This is a genomic window from Promicromonospora sp. Populi (assembly GCF_041081105.1).
Lineage (GTDB): Bacteria > Actinomycetota > Actinomycetes > Actinomycetales > Cellulomonadaceae > Promicromonospora.
The window spans coordinates 3,719,438-3,735,048 of record NZ_CP163528.1 but is presented as its reverse complement, the minus strand read 5'-3'; the positions used below and the strand labels follow the sequence as shown (position 1 = coordinate 3,735,048).

14 protein-coding genes and 1 riboswitch are annotated in these 15,611 nt (G+C 70.3%); of the genes, 7 read left to right on the top strand and 7 right to left on the bottom strand.

What is annotated here, in order from left to right:
• Window positions 1-10 precede the first annotated feature (10 nt).
• On the top strand, window positions 11-778 hold the full coding sequence (locus tag AB1046_RS16905) for a GH25 family lysozyme (RefSeq protein WP_369370457.1): 768 nt from the start codon (window positions 11-13) through the stop codon (window positions 776-778).
• Window positions 779-790: 12 nt separating this feature from the next.
• On the opposite strand, the gene AB1046_RS16900 is transcribed toward AB1046_RS16905, so the two are convergent.
• Window positions 791-1,900, bottom strand: coding sequence for a crosslink repair DNA glycosylase YcaQ family protein (locus tag AB1046_RS16900; RefSeq protein WP_369370456.1), 1,110 nt, complete (start codon window positions 1,898-1,900; stop codon window positions 791-793).
• Between the two features lie 366 nt (window positions 1,901-2,266).
• Here AB1046_RS16900 and AB1046_RS16895 point away from each other — a divergent pair, with 366 nt between their 5' ends.
• Window positions 2,267-2,938: a C40 family peptidase gene (locus AB1046_RS16895; protein ID WP_369370455.1), complete on the top strand. Its 672-nt coding sequence runs from the start codon at window positions 2,267-2,269 to the stop codon at window positions 2,936-2,938.
• Between the two features lie 64 nt (window positions 2,939-3,002).
• Here AB1046_RS16895 and AB1046_RS16890 read toward each other — a convergent pair whose 3' ends face one another.
• Both AB1046_RS16890 and AB1046_RS16885 read right to left on the bottom strand, forming a co-directional pair.
• A complete protein-coding gene (locus AB1046_RS16890) occupies window positions 3,003-4,064 on the bottom strand; it encodes a S8 family serine peptidase (RefSeq protein WP_369370454.1) in 1,062 nt (353 codons plus the stop codon).
• A gap of 148 nt (window positions 4,065-4,212) precedes the next feature.
• Entirely contained in the window at window positions 4,213-5,106 is an 894-nt protein-coding gene (locus AB1046_RS16885; protein ID WP_369370453.1) for a hypothetical protein, read from the bottom strand.
• A 163-nt stretch (window positions 5,107-5,269) separates the two neighbouring features.
• A riboswitch (cyclic di-AMP (ydaO/yuaA leader) is annotated at window positions 5,270-5,466 on the top strand.
• 47 nt (window positions 5,467-5,513) lie between these two features.
• Here AB1046_RS16885 and AB1046_RS16880 point away from each other — a divergent pair.
• Window positions 5,514-6,221, top strand: coding sequence for a C40 family peptidase (locus tag AB1046_RS16880; RefSeq protein WP_369370452.1), 708 nt, complete (start codon window positions 5,514-5,516; stop codon window positions 6,219-6,221).
• Between the two features lie 102 nt (window positions 6,222-6,323).
• Here the strand turns inward: AB1046_RS16880 and AB1046_RS16875 are convergent, their stop codons facing one another.
• Together AB1046_RS16875 and AB1046_RS16870 are read right to left on the bottom strand one after the other, a co-directional pair.
• Window positions 6,324-7,268, bottom strand: a complete 945-nt coding sequence (locus tag AB1046_RS16875) for a hypothetical protein (RefSeq protein WP_369370451.1) — start codon at window positions 7,266-7,268, stop codon at window positions 6,324-6,326.
• Window positions 7,265-7,531 (bottom strand): GlsB/YeaQ/YmgE family stress response membrane protein, encoded by a 267-nt coding sequence (locus AB1046_RS16870; RefSeq protein WP_369370450.1) that lies wholly within the window; start codon window positions 7,529-7,531, stop codon window positions 7,265-7,267. The genes AB1046_RS16875 and AB1046_RS16870 overlap by 4 nt, the downstream gene beginning before the upstream one ends.
• A gap of 227 nt (window positions 7,532-7,758) precedes the next feature.
• Here AB1046_RS16870 and AB1046_RS16865 point away from each other — a divergent pair, with 227 nt between their 5' ends.
• Complete coding sequence (locus AB1046_RS16865; RefSeq protein ID WP_369370449.1) at window positions 7,759-8,607, top strand: ion transporter; 849 nt, start codon at window positions 7,759-7,761, stop codon at window positions 8,605-8,607.
• Here AB1046_RS16865 and AB1046_RS16860 read toward each other — a convergent pair.
• Window positions 8,604-10,496, bottom strand: a complete 1,893-nt coding sequence (locus AB1046_RS16860) for a class I tRNA ligase family protein (RefSeq protein ID WP_369370448.1) — start codon at window positions 10,494-10,496, stop codon at window positions 8,604-8,606. The genes AB1046_RS16865 and AB1046_RS16860 overlap by 4 nt on opposite strands.
• Before the next feature lie 571 nt (window positions 10,497-11,067).
• On the opposite strand from AB1046_RS16860, the gene AB1046_RS16855 reads away from it, so the two are divergent.
• The 3 genes from AB1046_RS16855 (at window position 11,068) to AB1046_RS16845 (ending at window position 14,347) form a co-directional block, all read left to right on the top strand.
• The gene (locus AB1046_RS16855) at window positions 11,068-11,289 is read left to right on the top strand and encodes a hypothetical protein (protein WP_274992041.1); all 222 of its coding nucleotides are present in this window, start codon (window positions 11,068-11,070) and stop codon (window positions 11,287-11,289) included.
• 6 nt (window positions 11,290-11,295) lie between these two features.
• Window positions 11,296-12,840, top strand: coding sequence for an RNA polymerase sigma factor (locus AB1046_RS16850; protein ID WP_369370447.1), 1,545 nt, complete (start codon window positions 11,296-11,298; stop codon window positions 12,838-12,840).
• Window positions 12,841-12,946: 106 nt separating this feature from the next.
• Window positions 12,947-14,347 carry a hypothetical protein gene (locus tag AB1046_RS16845; protein WP_369370446.1) on the top strand — a complete coding sequence of 467 codons (1,401 nt, stop codon included), beginning with the start codon at window positions 12,947-12,949 and terminating at the stop codon, window positions 14,345-14,347.
• A gap of 17 nt (window positions 14,348-14,364) precedes the next feature.
• Here the strand turns inward: AB1046_RS16845 and rlmC are convergent, their stop codons facing one another.
• A complete protein-coding gene (gene rlmC, locus AB1046_RS16840) occupies window positions 14,365-15,546 on the bottom strand; it encodes a 23S rRNA (uracil(747)-C(5))-methyltransferase RlmC (RefSeq protein WP_369370445.1) in 1,182 nt (393 codons plus the stop codon).
• Between the last annotated feature and the right edge of the window lie 65 nt (window positions 15,547-15,611).

Genomic DNA, 15,611 nt, shown 5'->3' with positions numbered 1-15,611 from the left:
GCCTCCATGCATGCGCTTCCCGGACGGCTCTCGATCACGCAGGTCAGCGCTACGCACAGGCCTGTGGACGACGGCGGCCGGGGTCACCGTCGTCGCGATCCTCGGCGTGCTGGTGGCGTACGGGGTCGTCTGGCCCAACCGGATCCTTGCCGCCGAGCACGACGTGCGGGGCGTCGATGTGTCGCACTACCAGGGCGAGATCGACTGGGACGTGCTCGCGGCGCAGGACCTCGACTTCGCGTGGATCAAGGCCACCGAGGGCGCGGCCCACACCGACCCGCGCTTTGCCGAGAGCTGGGCAGCCGCCACGACGACCGACCTGCTCGTTGGGGCCTACCACTTCATGAGCTTCGAGAGCTCCGGCGCCGATCAGGCGGCAAATCTCGTGGCCGAGGTGCCGGCGACCCCCGGCACCCTCCCACCGGTCATCGACCTCGAGTTCTACGGCCCGTACTTCGAGGACCGCCCGACGCCGGACGAGGTGCACACGATCCTCGACCCGCTCGTCGCAGGTATCGAGGAGTACTACGGGGTGGCCCCGATCATCTACGCGACTGGGGACGCGTACGACCTGTATCTCGCCGACCGCTACCCCGACCTGCCCATCTGGATCCGGTCGGTCGCCTGGGCGCCCCGGCTGCCGGACGGCCGCCCCTGGACGCTCTGGCAGTACTCGAACCGCGACCGGCTACCCGGTTACGACGGCGTGGAGCCCTACATCGACATGAACGTTTTCGCGGGCACGCGCGAGGAGCTCGAAGCCCTCACGCTCGACTGAAGGGCCTGACCGCTAGGCGTCCCTGGCATAGTCGACGCGGCTCAGCCCCAGCCACGCCGCGAGCTGCTCGATCTCGGCGTGCACGGCGTCCATCGTGGGCCCGGCGAACGGCAGGTCCTCGTGCACCGCGAAGACGTTCAGCACACCCGCCTTGTGGTCCGCCTTGGCGTCGAGCTTTCCCACGAACCGCTCCCCGTGCAGGATCGGCAGCGCGAAGTACCCCCACCGCCGCTTGCCCTTCGGCTTGTACATCTCCAGCGTGTACTCGAAGTCGAACAGGTCGAGGAGGCGGGGCCGGTCGGCCGCCATCGCGTCGAACGGGGACAGCAGGGCGGTGCGGGGCTCGAACTCGTCGTCCACTCGCTCGAGCTGCTCCGGGTCGACGCGCCACTCGCCGTCGACCCCCTCGATCTCGACCGCCTCGCCGGGTAGGTCCACCCACCAGACCTCGTCGCCCGACCGACCCTGCACCCGCTTGCGGGCGATGCCCTCGGCGGCCAGCCGCCGGTCCACCCGCTCCTGGAGCGCCTGCTCCAGGGGAACCGCCTCGACCTGCGGATACACCCGCTCGGCGAGGTCCCACAGCCGCTGGCGGCCCTTGCGCCCCACCATCGCGAGCTTGCCCTGCATGTTCAGCGCTTCCAGCATCTCGGCCACGCTGCGGCGGCTGCTCCACCCCTCGGCGCCCCAGGTGTACGGCACGCGGGCCCCGTCGGGCACGTCTTTCGCCAGCACGGGCCCCTCCGCCGCTACCTGCGCCAGCACCTCCCGCTCGAAGTCGGCGTTGTCGGCGAGCCACTGCCGCATGGTCTTGTTCTGCGGCCACCGGCTCATCTGCTCCAGGTACAGGGGCAGGTCACCCATCGACCGCACGGTGCCACGCAGCTGGAACAGCATGCGGTCGGTGATCGCGTCGTCGACCGCGCCCTGCCAGTACTCGTTGCCGAGCCGCGACCACGCCACGAGGTCGACCGCGGGCGCGACCGCCGCCGTCGGATCCACCGCGAGGAACGTCAGGTCCTCGACGAGCTGCACCAGGTCGACAGGCCGGCGAGCGTCGAGCAGCTGAGCGCGAAGCGCGATGCGGCGTGCCTGCAGCACGGTGAGCCGGTGGTTGGCCATGCCGCGAGAATACGGACCGACACCGACACGGTTCTGACGCACATGATTTCTCAGGACTTTTAACGGCCTTCTCTGCCGCATTCCAACGCCAAGAATGCCGCTTGGGCTGGGGAAAGGCATTCGGTCGAAAACTTACGCACGGTTCGGGCACTCCGGTACTTCACAACCCGTTGTTATCTGATCGAGACAGGTCGTTAACCCGTATGTAGCGTCGGACTCGTTGGGCCACCGGAGGCACAACCGCGGGCCCCATTCCCCAGCACGGTACGGGCCCACGCACCCGGCGACTGGAGAACATCGGTGAGTACCACCGTCCGACGCGGTCGACACCGCGCCGATCATGCTCCTAGCACTCCCCTCATCACCATGACCCGCACCGCCGCCCGCTCGGGCGCGCTGATCGCGGCGTCGTCCGGACTTCTCGCCACGGCGTTCGCACCCAGCGCACACGCCGTCGCCGAAGACGGCTCGCACCAGCTCGCGGGCGTCGACAAGGCAGCACTGACGCAGAACGCTCGTACGGAGCTCCCCGCAGCGCCCGCGGTACAGGTTGCGACCGACGCGAAGCTGAGCATCGAGAGCAAGGCCGTCAAGGTCACCCCCGCTCCGGATCCCGAGCCAGTGGTGGAGGCCGTCGCCAACCCGGAACCGGAGGTCGCGGTCGAGGAGGCCGAGCCGGCCAGCCCGGACTACGCGTCCGACGGCTCCATCGGAGCCGAGGCCATCTCGATCGCCATGCAGTACATCGGCATCGCCTACACGTACGGCGGCGACTCACCGAGCACGGGCTTCGACTGCTCGGGCCTGATCAAGTACGTATACGCCCAGCTGGGCATCGACCTGCCGCACTCGTCGTCGTCCATGGCGGCCACGGGCTACCAGGTCGCCACGCCCATGCCGGGCGACATCGTGTGGACCCAGGGCCACGTCTCCCTCTACGCGGGCGACGGCATGGTGGTCGAGGCCGCCAACTACGGCACCCCGGTGCGCTACACGACGCAGTGGCAGGACTACGCCGTCTACATCCGCCCGTACTGACCTGACCCCACCCCACCGGTTGTGGGTGGGATCGTTGCAACGATCCCACCCACAACCATCCAGGTCAGTAGGCGACGGCGGCCGCCGCATCGACGATGCCGTACCCGTACAGCGGGGTCCACAGCCCGACGAGGCCCAGCAGCGGGTCACGCGAGGTGTAGAGGATCGCCCGCTCCACCTCGGTCAGGCTCCGGCCCTGGCTGAAGAGCAGCGCCGCGACCCCGGCCACGTGCGGGGTCGCCATCGACGTGCCCGCGTAGGAGTCGTAGTTGCCCTGACCACAGGTCGCCGACCCGGTTCCCACGGGAACCGTGGACCAGACGTCACCGGCGCAGCCGGTCAGCCCGCCCGAACCTCCGGGCGCCGAGACGCTCTTCAGGTCGAGCTTGATCGGCAGCTCCGAGTAGTAGGAGTGGATACGGGCCGAGTCCGTGGCGCCCACGCAGATCGCGACGCTGGTGAACGCCGGGTCGGTGCACAGCGGGGTCGACGAGTTGCCCGCCGCCGCCACCGTGAGCACGCCCCGCTCACGCGCGTACGCGATGGCGTCCCGCATCAGGGTGTCGACGCCGAGGATCGTCAGCAGCTGCGCTCCAACGCCCGAGCCCAGGGACAGGTTGATGACGTCGGCGCCGTGATTGGCGGCCCAGCGGATGCCGTCCGCGATGTCCTGCGTCGAGCCCGAGCCCGCCTCCAGGACCTTGACGGGGAGGATCTTGGCACCCGGTGCCACGCCCGCGACTCCGATGCCGTTGTTCGCCTTGGCGGCGACGATCCCCGCCACGTGCGTGCCGTGCCCGTCGCCGTTGTTCTGGCCGTCGGGGCCTCTGAGATCCCCGTTGCCGCACGGACGGACCGCCGCGCAGCCGGTGAAGGTGGCACCCTGCAAGAGCTGCCCTGCCAGGTCGGGCTGCTTGAAGTCGACGCCCGTGTCGACCACGGCCACCACTGCGCCCTTGCCAGTGCTCGCCGACCAGGCAGCCTCGGCGTTGATCTGGTTCAGGCCCCATTGCCTGTTCCGGAGAGGATCGTTGGTCGCGGCCTGCGCACCCGGCGCCATGGCGACGAGCACCGCCACGGCGAGCACCGCGGAGGTGGCGGCGCTGACGAGTGACTTCCTGTTCATGTAAGCCCCCATTGCTCACACAGGGGCTGATTACCCCCGAAGTGGCCCAAACCTATGGGTATCGGACAGGGGCGAACAGGGCGAACGCCAGGATGTGGGTGAAATTTACACAATCGCAATCGCTGGCGGCACGGAGTGTCGGGCCAGGTCAGGCCCAGGCCTCGGCGAGCTCGCCCTCGGCCTCCGCCTCGCGGGAGAGCCGGAGCGCCGCAATCGCCGCCCCGAGCAACAGGGCGACCACCCAGGCGCCGAGCTGGTGCCCCTCGGACACGACGGCCGCCGGGGCGATCTCGTCCCAGGCGATACGGGCCGCGGTCAGCGCGTCGTCAACGAATGGCGAACCCGGCCGGATGCCCTCCTGCACGGCTACGAGCGCCGGACCGGCCGCCTGCAGCACCCAGACGATGCCCGCCGTGGGCAGCCAGCCCAGCAGCTCGATGGGCTTGCTGTCCACGGCGAGGCCGAACGCGATGCCGAGCGCGACCGCGAGGATCCACCACGTGCCGACCGGAGCCACCGCATGGCCGGGGACGAGGCCCCACAACCAGCTGTCGAGGAGCACCACCGGGAGGGCGAGCGCGGGGCCGCGCAGGGCGGCAGGCCCGAGGCCCGTCAGCAGGCCGGCGCCCAGCCCGACGATCCCCGCCGCACCGGTGGCGACGAGCATCCCGAGCGGTACCGAATCGTCGGGCACGCCCCCGCGGACAACAAGCCACCAGGAGCCACCGACCGCGGCAGTCAAGCCGAGCAGGGTCCCCGCGATCGCCGCAGCCGCCCCGGCGCCGGCCGAGGCGGGCAGGCGCGAGGTGGCGCCGGCGAGGACGCCGCCGAACAGGGCCATCGTGACCAGGCCGACCATGGCGCCGTCGGCGGTGAGCGGGACCGGTAGGAAGCCGGCGACCCCCGCAATCGCGCCCTCCGCAAAGCCCGTGAACTCGTACGACAGCTGCATCAGCCAGGGCAGAAATCCGCAGATCCACCACGCGACAGCGCTTATGGGAAGCACCCACCAGGCGGAGATGCGGTACTCACTATCGGCCATGCCGCCGGACGATAGCGGAAGTGTGATGTCGGTCATAACCCCTGAAGCCCGGAAGGACGCAAATCTCCACCTTCGTTGGGTCAGACCGTAATGCGTAATCTGATCGTGACTTTTTCCGGGAACGTGTGTACTTTGACTTCTGCCCCACCACATCGGTGGAGCCGCGAGCCGGACGCCGAATCCTGTCACCGGTTCACGACCAGACGTTCGAGACAGGAGCGGGGGACCCACTTCCGGGCGACAGCAGGATCGTCGTCCTCGGGGTGAAGCCGGACGGTACCCCCCAGTAGCCGTGCGGCCGGGTGTTGTACTCCTACCCGAACCCGACAGCTGACCTCGCAGGCGGTACAGGAGACATTTAGGTGACGAACTCCCTCCGCGGACGGCATCGTGACAGCCGTCCGGCCATGACACCGCTGACTATCCTCGCTCGTACCGCCACCGAGAACGCCGGCAACGTTGCCCGCCGCGGCGCCCTCGCTGCAGCCGCAGGCGGCGTCCTGATCTCGACCATCGCGACGACGGCCCACGCGGCCCCTGCGATGGACCTCAAGACCGACGTCAAGACGGCCAAGCTCAACACGGCTGACCTCCAATCGCTCACCGCGGTGGCCAAGCAGGCCGTCGTCAACTCCCGCACCGTGACAGTCCCGATCAACGCGAAGATGCCGATCGAGATGGAAGTTCTGGGTACCTCCTCGGGCTCGGGTGCCGCGGGCGAGGGTGAGGGCGAGGAGAGCACCGCTCCCGCCGTCGTCTCGGTCGACGCACCGGACCCGGTCCCCGTCGGCCAGCAGGCTGTCAACATCGCCTTGAACTACCTCGGCATCACGTACGTGTGGGGCGGCGCGTCGCCGTCCGCAGGCTTCGACTGCTCGGGCCTGGTCCAGTACGTGTACTCGCAGCTGGGCTACTCGCTCCCGCACTCGTCCGGTGCGCTGCTCGGCGTCGGCTACCAGGTCACCTACCCGGAGCCCGGCGACATCGTCTGGACCCCCGGCCACGTGGCCATCTACGCGGGCGACGGCATGATCATCGAAGCGTGGGCCGCCGGCATGCCGGTGCGCTACACCGAGATGTGGCAGAACAGCCCGACGTTCGTCCGCGTCACCTGAGTCGCGCGCAGCAGTAGTTCCGCATCGCGAGGCGCCGCCTCCGCATCGGGTTTGTGCCCGACGCCGGAGGCGGCGCCTCTCGCGTACCCGCCTCGATGGCGGCTACTGAGGCCAGTCGCAGGTGTCCGCGATGAAGGCGAACAGGTCGGCGCGCGCGGCGTCGGGCATCGGCACGTAGATCACGTGCTGCGGCTCGCCGTCGACGCTCGCGTAGACGGGCACGAACGTGCCGCGCTTGTCCTCGCCCACGGCGTGAGCGTCGCAACGGGCGGGCACGACGGGAAGGATGATCCGGCCGGAGTCCTGCCCGGCCAGGTCTTCGCCGACCCAGCCGGAGGCGCCGCCGCTCGGGTCGGGGTTCTCCATGAGCGTGGTCCCGCCCAGCCGGTCGATCGTGACCTCCGGGCCACCCGCCACCGGCTCGACCCGCAGGCTGACCAGCGCGGTCAGCTCGCCGTCGCGCGCCTCGACGGGGACGTCGGCATCAACCTCGAGGCGTGCGCCCGCCGCCACGGCGGCCTGGGCGCAGTCCACCGCATGGTTGCGAGCGAGGTGCCCGCCGGAATCACCGGCGTCGACGACGACGTCGCTCACCGGGCCCAGCTCGTCGTGCTCGCCCAGGGCCAGCGTGATCGTGGCGGACGGCGCGGCGTCCGGCACCGGCTCGTCCGGTCCCGCCGGGAAGCCGGCACACTCCGCCTCGCCCAGCCCCAGGTAGACGTCGCGGGTAGTGCCAGGACGCAGGACGGCTGTCCGCCCTTCCCTGGTGGGGTGCGACGGCCCGAAGCCGTCGGCGTCCAGGGCCCCGGAGACGAGCGTCATCGTCTCGTCGGAGCTGTTGGTCACCTCGAGAACGATCTCCCGGTCGGCATACTGCGTACGCCCCTGCCCCACCTCGACGCTGAGGTGGGCGGCGACGTCGTCGGGCACCGGACCGAGGGTGGACTGCGGCGTCGCACCACCGTCCGTACATGCGACAGCGGCCGCGCCGACCACCATCGTCAGAGCGACGACGGCGGCGGCGCGGCCGCGGGATGCCGCGATCAAGCGGTCTTACGCCGGCCGAAGATCGCCTGGACGATCAGGATCACGATGATCGCGCCGATCACCGCGAACAGCCAGCTCGACCAGGACCAGAACTCGTCGAAGCTGATGTTGAAGATGAGTCCACCCAGCCAGCCGCCCAGCATGGCGCCGAGCACACCGAGGAGCAGCGTGACCCAGAATCCGCCCGGCTGCTTGCCCGGGATGACGATGCGTGCGATCACGCCGGCGATCAGTCCGAGGATGAGAAAGGCCCAGAAGCCCATGTGATTTTCCTCCAGAGTGGTATGGCGTACTTCCTTGCGCTCTAACCTCAGCACTGATCCGTCTCACTTGCCACCGGACCCGCCGAATCGGTCCCAAATCGGGACATTGCACCCAGCCCAGGCTTCCCGCACCGCCGCGCTACAGTTCGCCCGGGCAAGAGGCCTGAGGCAGTAACCGGGGCAAGGCCGGAGCAGGGCTCCGGGCACGTGCGAGTGAAGGAGATCCGATGGACCAGGAGACCGGCATGCTGGCCGAGCCGCAGACCGGGTTGCAGACCGGGCGAGCGCGCGTCCGCGCGTTCCTCGACCGCAAGTGGTTCACCAACCTCGTGCTGGGCGTGATCCTGGCGAACGCCCTGATCCTGGGTGCGGAGACCATAGTGACCGGCCCAGCGCTGGAGGTCCTCCACGTAATCGACCACATCATGCTCGGCTTCTTTGTGTTCGAGCTGCTCCTGCGGTTCTTCGCCCACGGCCGGCGGTTCTTCACCGACCCGTGGAGCGTGTTCGACCTTCTCGTCGTGGGCGTCGCACTGATCCCCTCCAGCGGGTCGCTGTCCGCGCTGCGTGCCCTGCGTGTGCTCCGGGTGCTGCGGGTGATCACCGTGGTGCCGTCGCTGCGCCGCGTCGTCGACGGCCTGCTGCGCGCCGTGCCGGGAATGGGCGCCGTGGGCGCCCTGCTGGCCCTGGTCATCTACGTGGCGGCGGTCATCGCGACCGGCCTGTTCGGTGAGGCCGCGCCCGAGTACTTCGGGCACCTCGGGACCTCCCTGTTCACGCTCTTCCAGGCCATGACGGGCGAGGCCTGGCCCGACATCGCCCGCGCGGTCATGAGGACTCAGCCGTACGCGTGGATCTTCTTTGTGCTCTACATCCTGGTGGTCGGCTTCGCGGTGCTGAACCTGTTCATTGCCGTCATCGTCAACGGCATGGAGGAGATCTCCGAGGAGGAGCGCAAGGACGACGAGCAGAAGGACGAGCGGCTCGACCACCTGGCCGCGCAGAACGGCGAGATCCTCGTCGAGCTCCGCGCCCTGCGCGCGAAGCTCGACGGGGACGACGGCGCTGCCGCCTAACCCAGCACCACGTTGACCAGGTGCGGCGGCCGCACCACCACCCGCCGCACCTCCCGGTCGCCCACGGCGCGCGTCACGGCGGGGCGGGCCAGGGCGGCCCGCTCCAGGTCCGCCGCAGTGACGTCGGCGGGCACCGGCAGCCGGTCCCGCACCTTGCCGTCCACCTGCACCACCGCCTCGACCTCGGTCGTCACCAGGAGCGCCGGGTCCACCTCGGGCCACGGCTGCGCCGCGACCGGTGTCGTCCGCCCCAGCCGCTCCCACAGGTCCTGGGCGGTGTGCGGGGCGAACAGGCTCAGCAGCACCGCTACGGCCTCGATGGCCTCGCGATACGTTTCGCCGTTCCCGCTGCCCGACGACGCCCGCCGCACCTCGCCTACCAGCTCCATCAGCCGCGCGATCGCGACGTTGAACCGGCCGGCGTCGACCAGAGCGTCGACGTCGTGCACGGTGCGGTGTACCGCCCGGCGCAGGGATTCCGGGCTCGGCACGCTCCGCCCGGCGGGCGGCGCCAGCCGCAGCACACGGCCCAGGAACTTCTGCATCGCCTCGGGCGAGACGTCCGCCCAGTCGACGTCGTCCTCCGGCGGACCCGAGAACAGGATCGCCAGCCGGACGGCGTCGACCCCGTAGCGGTCCAGCTCGGCCGCCAGGTCCACGCCGTTGCCCAGGGACTTGCTCATCGACTTGCCGTGGTTGATCACCTGGCCCTGGTTCAGCAGTCGGGCGTACGGCTCGGGTGAGGGCACCAGGCCCATGTCGTAGAGCACCTTGGTGATGAACCGCGCGTACAGCAGGTGCATGGTCGCGTGTTCCACTCCGCCGACGTACAGAGCGGCGGGCATCCACCGGGCGGCGTCCTCGGGGCGGAACGGCCCGGCGTCGTACCCGGGCGACAGGTAGCGCAGGAAGTACCAGGACGAGTCCACGAACGTGTCCATCGTGTCCGTGTCGCGCTCGGCCGGGCCGCCGCACCGCGGGCACGTAGTGGCCACCCAGTCCCGAGCCCCGGCCAGGGGCGAGACGTCGCCGGGGACCAGCTGGTCGCCCGCCAGGTAGGGCAGCTCGACGGGCAGCTGCTCGTCCGGCACCACCACCTCCCCGCACGCCGGGCAGTGCACCACGGGGATCGGCGCGCCCCAGTAACGCTGCCGGGAGATCAGCCAGTCGTGCAGGCGGTAGGTGGTGCCCTCGGGCCCCGCCTGCCGGCCGATCCAGTTGCGCTGCATCGTCAGCACGTGCGCGGGCCAGCCCGGCTCCAGCAGCGCCATGTCGTCCAGCAGGCGGTCTGCGTAGTCGGTGATCCGGAAGAACCACTGCGTCAGGCTGCGGGCCACGACGGCGGTGCCGCAGCGCTCGCACGTGCCCTCGACCACCTGCTCGTTCGCCAGCACCGTGCGGTCCTTCGGGCACCAGTTCACCTCCGCCGCCGCCCGGTAGGCCAGACCCCGCTCGTGCAGGCGGGCGAACAGCCACTGCGTCCAGCGGTAGTACCCCGGCTCGTGCGTGTGCAGCCGCCGCGACCAGTCGAACGAGACGCCGTAACGCCGGATCGACGCCGCCTGGGTTGCGATGTTCACTGACGTGTACGCGGCGGGATGCTCGCCCCGGCGGATCGCCGCGTTCTCGGCCGGCAGCCCGAACGAGTCCCAGCCGACCGGGTTGAGCATGTCAAAGCCCTTGGCTCGCCAGTGCCGCGCCACGACATCGGTGATCGCGAACACCTCGGCGTGACCCATGTGCAGGTCCCCCGAGGGGTACGGGAACATCGTCAGCAGATAGCGGCGGGGGCGGGCGTCGTCGTCGGACGCCTCGAACAGGCGGTCCTCGGTTGCGTCCTCGATCGTGTCTTCGCCTGGGGGGTCTGGCGTGGGGTGCTGGTCGCTCATCGTTCTCGCTCTCCGGTACTTCGATCGGTTCCGGGCACAAAAAAGCCCCTCGCAAGGAGGGGCGGCCGCACCGGGTGTGCCCGATCGGGGGCGGAACCGGTGCGGCTAGCTAAGCAGCGAGCGTGCGATGTGCATGTATCCCACGATAACCGGGTCGGTCGAGCCTGGTAAAGGAAGCGTTCCGGCCCCACACCAGGGGCGAGCGCCGGCTCGGTCCGCCGCCAGCGAGGTCCGAACCGGCGCTCGCGCCGTAGGGCGGGAGCCCGTGATCCGGCGCGTACCGGACCACGGGTCCCTGTCCGACGCGTCGGAGCTCGGCCCGCCCCCAGCGTGGTCCGAACTTCGTCCGCGTCACACCTAAGACGCCGGCAAGTCCCGAAGGTCACAGCACTTGGCTGCGCTCACATGTGGCCTGGGTCACACTCCTGTCGGACGACGGCGCGACGCGCAGCGAGCGACCGTCCCAGGCGCCGACGCGCACTAGAAAGAGCCCAAAACGGATTCCGCAGGAGAATCCGAAGAAATTTCCGTAAGTGCTGTGACATCCGGGCGCTTCGCGCGTCTGGGCTGCATGGAACACACCGAGCACCCCGAACTTGTTCGTCTGGGCGCCCAGTACTTGCGCGCGTACGCGGAGGGTGACGCCGTCAACCTCTACCGCCTCGCCGACGCGTGGGGGGCGAGCGATCTGATCGCCGCCACCTGCGAGGTCGCACTGGCGGTCATCCACGCGACGTCTGGACCGCAGGGCCTCGACGCAGTATCGACCACGTTCGCTACGAACCGGAGGTGAGCACCGATGAGCACAGCCCGGCCCGAATCTGAAGATCCCGGAGACTTGCGCAGAAAGAGAGTTCTGGTGCGATCATTGGCCAGCGAGTCAAAACCGGACACTATGCGCAGAGAGGGGCAAGGCCGCGTGACCACCACTGGTGACCTGCGGATAGACGACTGGGTCGTGCACCGCGCCAACGTCGTGCGCTCCGTCGCAGCCCGCGTACCCGGCATCGACGCCGAAGAAGCCACCAGCCGCGCCCTAGAAAAAATGGTCCGCCTGGTCGCCACCGGCACCACCATCGACGACCCCGCACCCTACTGGCGACGCGCAGCGGTCAACGAAGCCATCAGCATGACCCGCGAAGCCGGCCGAGCCCACCCCGTCGAAGACGACACCCTCGCCGGACTCACACCCCCCGTCGCCGGAGCAGAACTCGACGCCGAACGCCAAGCCGACGTCGCCATGCTCCGCACCGCCCTGTCCGACCTCGGCCCCGAAGACCGCGAAATCCTCCTGGACCGCCACGTCCACGACCGCGCCGTCACCGACATCGCCACCCACCTCGGCGTACGCCCCCACGCCGTCACCATGCGCCTACGCCGCGCCGAAGAACGCCTCGCCGGCGCCTTCGCCGCCGCCCACGCCCGCGAAGTCAACGAACCCGAATGCCGCACCACCCGCGCCGCCATGCACGACTACCTCAAAGGCCGACTCCTCCCCCGCCGCCAGCGTCGCCTGGAAGTCCACATGGATGGGTGCGGCGAGTGCACCCGCGCGTTCGTCGACGTCCGTGAAGTCTCCTGGATGCTGCGTGACCTGGGACAGCACATCCTCGGCGGTGCGATGGCCACCGGCGCGATCGGCACCGCAGCCGGTGCCGCGGGTCTTGCCAGTGGCGCGAAGCCGCGGTCCTTCGGCAAGAAGGAGACCGCCGTCGCGGCGGGCGTGCTCGCTGCGCTCGCCATCGGGGGCGGCGCTGCCGCACTGATCGCCAATCAGCCGGATCAGCCGCCCATCCAGGCCGTCGAGGAGGCCGCCGGCGGTTCCGGTGGCGGAGGCGGCGGAGGCGGAGGCGGAGGCGGTGGAGGCGCGGGTTCTGGTGCGGAGGCTCCGCCCAGCACTCAGACGCCGCCTCAGGACCCGCCGCCGTCGATCCCGCCCACCGATCCACAGCCGCGCCCCGCGACGACACCTCGGGAGGACGCCGCGCCCGCCGAGGGACCGCCGGTCGTGGCCGAACCGGCACCCCTGCCCGAATCGCCGGAGCCGCCCCCAGTGGACTCCGGACCCAACCCCGGTGGTGGACCGGACCGGCCTGACCCGCCGACCGAGCCCGTGGATCCGGTGGACCCCGTCGATCCGGTTGATCCGGTCGACCCGGTGGATCCGGTCGACCCACCGACCGAGCCGCCCACCACGCCGGGCCTCGGCACGTCGTTGGAGCAGCTGCTCGCCAGCCTGGGCCTCTCCGACCTGCCCGGTGTCGATCTCGCGACCATGACCCTCGACCAGCTCTGGAACCTGCTCTTCGGCACGTTCTCGGGCACCGTCGACGACGCGGACTGATGGTGGTGCGGGCTCCGCACCGGACCCGCACCTCCGCGTTGCTGTGCGGACGCACAGCCCTTCTGGGCAAGAGCCCAAGATCGCCGATCGATCACGGGAGGGCCGCGTGACAGTCACCGGCGCCGACCCCAGCCAGTGGGCGGTACACCGCCGCGCCATCGTTTTCACGGTCTCCAGGCGGGTTCCCGGCATCAACCCCGAGCTCGCGGTGAGCCGCGGCCTCGAGGTGCTCCGCGCCGAGCTCCTCGATCTGAAGGACGTCGCCGACCCCGCCGCGTTCTGGTGCGCCGCATCGGTGGAGGCGGCGTTGGAGATGGCGCGTGCGGAGCCGCTGACCGCCGACGAGGCCGCACGCCCCGACGCCGACGGGGCCCCGGTCCGAGGTTCCCGCGACCACGAGGTGCTGAACAGCGCACTGGATCGGCTGCCTACCGGTGAGCAGCAACTGCTCTGGGATCACCACATCGCGTCGCGTCCGCTTGCCGCGATCGCCGACGAGATCGGTGTGCTGCCCTATGCCGCTAAGCGGCGGCTGCGGCGGGCCGAGAACCGGCTCGCGAGCAGTTTTGTCGAAACACCCACCGACTCGGCAGACAAGCCCGAGTGCAGGTTCTCCCAGGCCTCGATGCACGACTTCGTACGCAACCGTCTCCTGCCGCACCGGCGGCAGGAGGTCGAGGACCATCTGGTTCAGTGCGCCGCTTGCACGCGGGCGTTCGTCGACGTCCGCGAGTCGTACTGGATGCTGCGGGCCGGTATGCCGGTCCTCCTGCCGGCCCTTGCCGCGGCAAAAGTGGGCGTGGCGGGCAGCGCCGCCGGCGTAGCCGTCGCCGCCACGGGCACGGGGGTCGGGAGCGGACTCGCAGCCCTGGGGGCCCGCGCGGTCCTGGCCGCTCGCAGCGCACTGACGGACCCATCCGGCCTGGTGGCGACGGTCGCCGGAGGGCTGTTCATGACGACCGCCGTCACCACCGGCGTTGCCGGCGACGCGCGTGCCGCGTCGCCGTTCGTCGAGACGGGCACCGTCTCCGTCTCCACCATCTCCACCTCGGACGGCGCAGAGACCGCTGCTCGAAGGGCCGCGCCGAAGTCTCCGACTGAGGTCCCGGCGAACATTCCCGACCCCGCGGGACTCGTCCCGCCCGGCCAGGCGAAGAAGGATGCTGCGCCGCCAGGCCAGGCAAAGAAGGACGCCGTCCCGCCGGGCCAAGCGAAGAAGGACGCCGTCCCGCCGGGCCAGGCAAAGAAGGACACCGTCCCGCCCGGCCAGGCGAAGAAGGATGCTGCGCCGCCAGGCCAGGCAAAGAAGGACGCCGTCCCGCCGGGCCAAGCGAAGAAGGACGCCGTCCCACCCGGCCAAGCAAAGAAGGACACCGTCCCGCCCGGCCAGGCAAAGAAGGACGCCGTCCCGCCCGGCCAAGCGAAGAAGGACGACGTCCCACCCGGCCAGGCAAAGAAGGACGCTGCGCCGCCAGGCCAAGCAAAGAAAGACACCGGCGGCAAGTAGGCGCCGGGCTCGTCGGGTCAGACCCGCTCGAGGAGCACCAACACCTCGTAGTGCGAGGTCTGCGGGAACATGTCGAGCAGGCGTGCCCGCACCGGGCGCAGCGACGGCATGGCGGCGAGATCCGTAGCGAGGGTCGTCGCGTTGCAGCTCGAGTACAGGACGTGGTCGATCCCCGAGGTCTCCAGCCACTGCGCAAGGTCCGCGCCGATGCCCCGCCGAGGCGGATTCACTATGACCATCTCGGGCAGCTCGGGTGCGTCCGGCCCGATCGCGAACGCTGTGGCGTCGCCCGCGGCGAACGTGACGTCACGAAAACGCTCGGCCTGGCCGCCGTCGCGCAGCCTGGCCACCGTGCCCGACGCCGCCGTGACTGCCTCCGCGCTGATCTCGATGCCCGTGACGGCGCGGCCCGGTGCGGCACAGTGCAGCGCGAAACCGCCCACGCCGCAGTACAGGTCCCAGAGGCTGCCCGGGCCCACCTCGTCGACCCAGGTGCGGGCCTGGCGGTACAGCTCGGTCGCGACGGCCGTGTTGGTCTGGAAGAAGCTCTGGGGGCGTAGGTCCAGCGTGATGTCGGCGATCCGCATCGGGAGCGTGGTGCGCTCGGTGAGCGGGATCTCCAAATCCCCCTCGAGCACCGCGGCGTGCGCGGGCTGGATGTTCGCCGACGCGACCGCGAGGGCCGGGAGCTCGGCCTGCAGCGCGGGAAGGTGCTTGCGGATCCGCGCTATCGCCTCCTGGGAGCGCAGCACGAACCGGACCATCAGCTCGCCGTCGGGCGACAGGGTGACCAAGAGGTACTTGAGCTCGCCGCGCTGCTGCGCGCGCTTGCCCCGGCCGGAGACCTCGTAGGGCTCCAGGTTCGCCCGGGTGACGAACGCGGCCAGGGGCTCGAACGATGCCTGCAGGACGTCCGGGTACAGGCCGCAGTCCGTGAGGTCTACCCCCTGACCGACCCGGTCCAGGATGCCCAGCACGGGCTCGGCGACCGTGCCGCTGACCACCATCTTCGCCTTGTTCCGGAAGCCGGACTCGACGCTGCTGACCGCGGGAAGCCAGCTCAGGCCGGCGCCGGTGGTCGAGCTCGAGGCGAGGAGCGCGGCGACATGCCGCTCCTTGTCGAGCACCTGGGTGGGGTAGTCGATCTCCAGGAGGGTGCAGGAGCGGCAGCGGCCGGCGTCGTAGTGGGGGCACTGCACGCTCCCATTATCCGGCCCGCGCGCAACCGCCCGGTCCAGGAGCGGTGCGCAGCAGCGGGGACCGC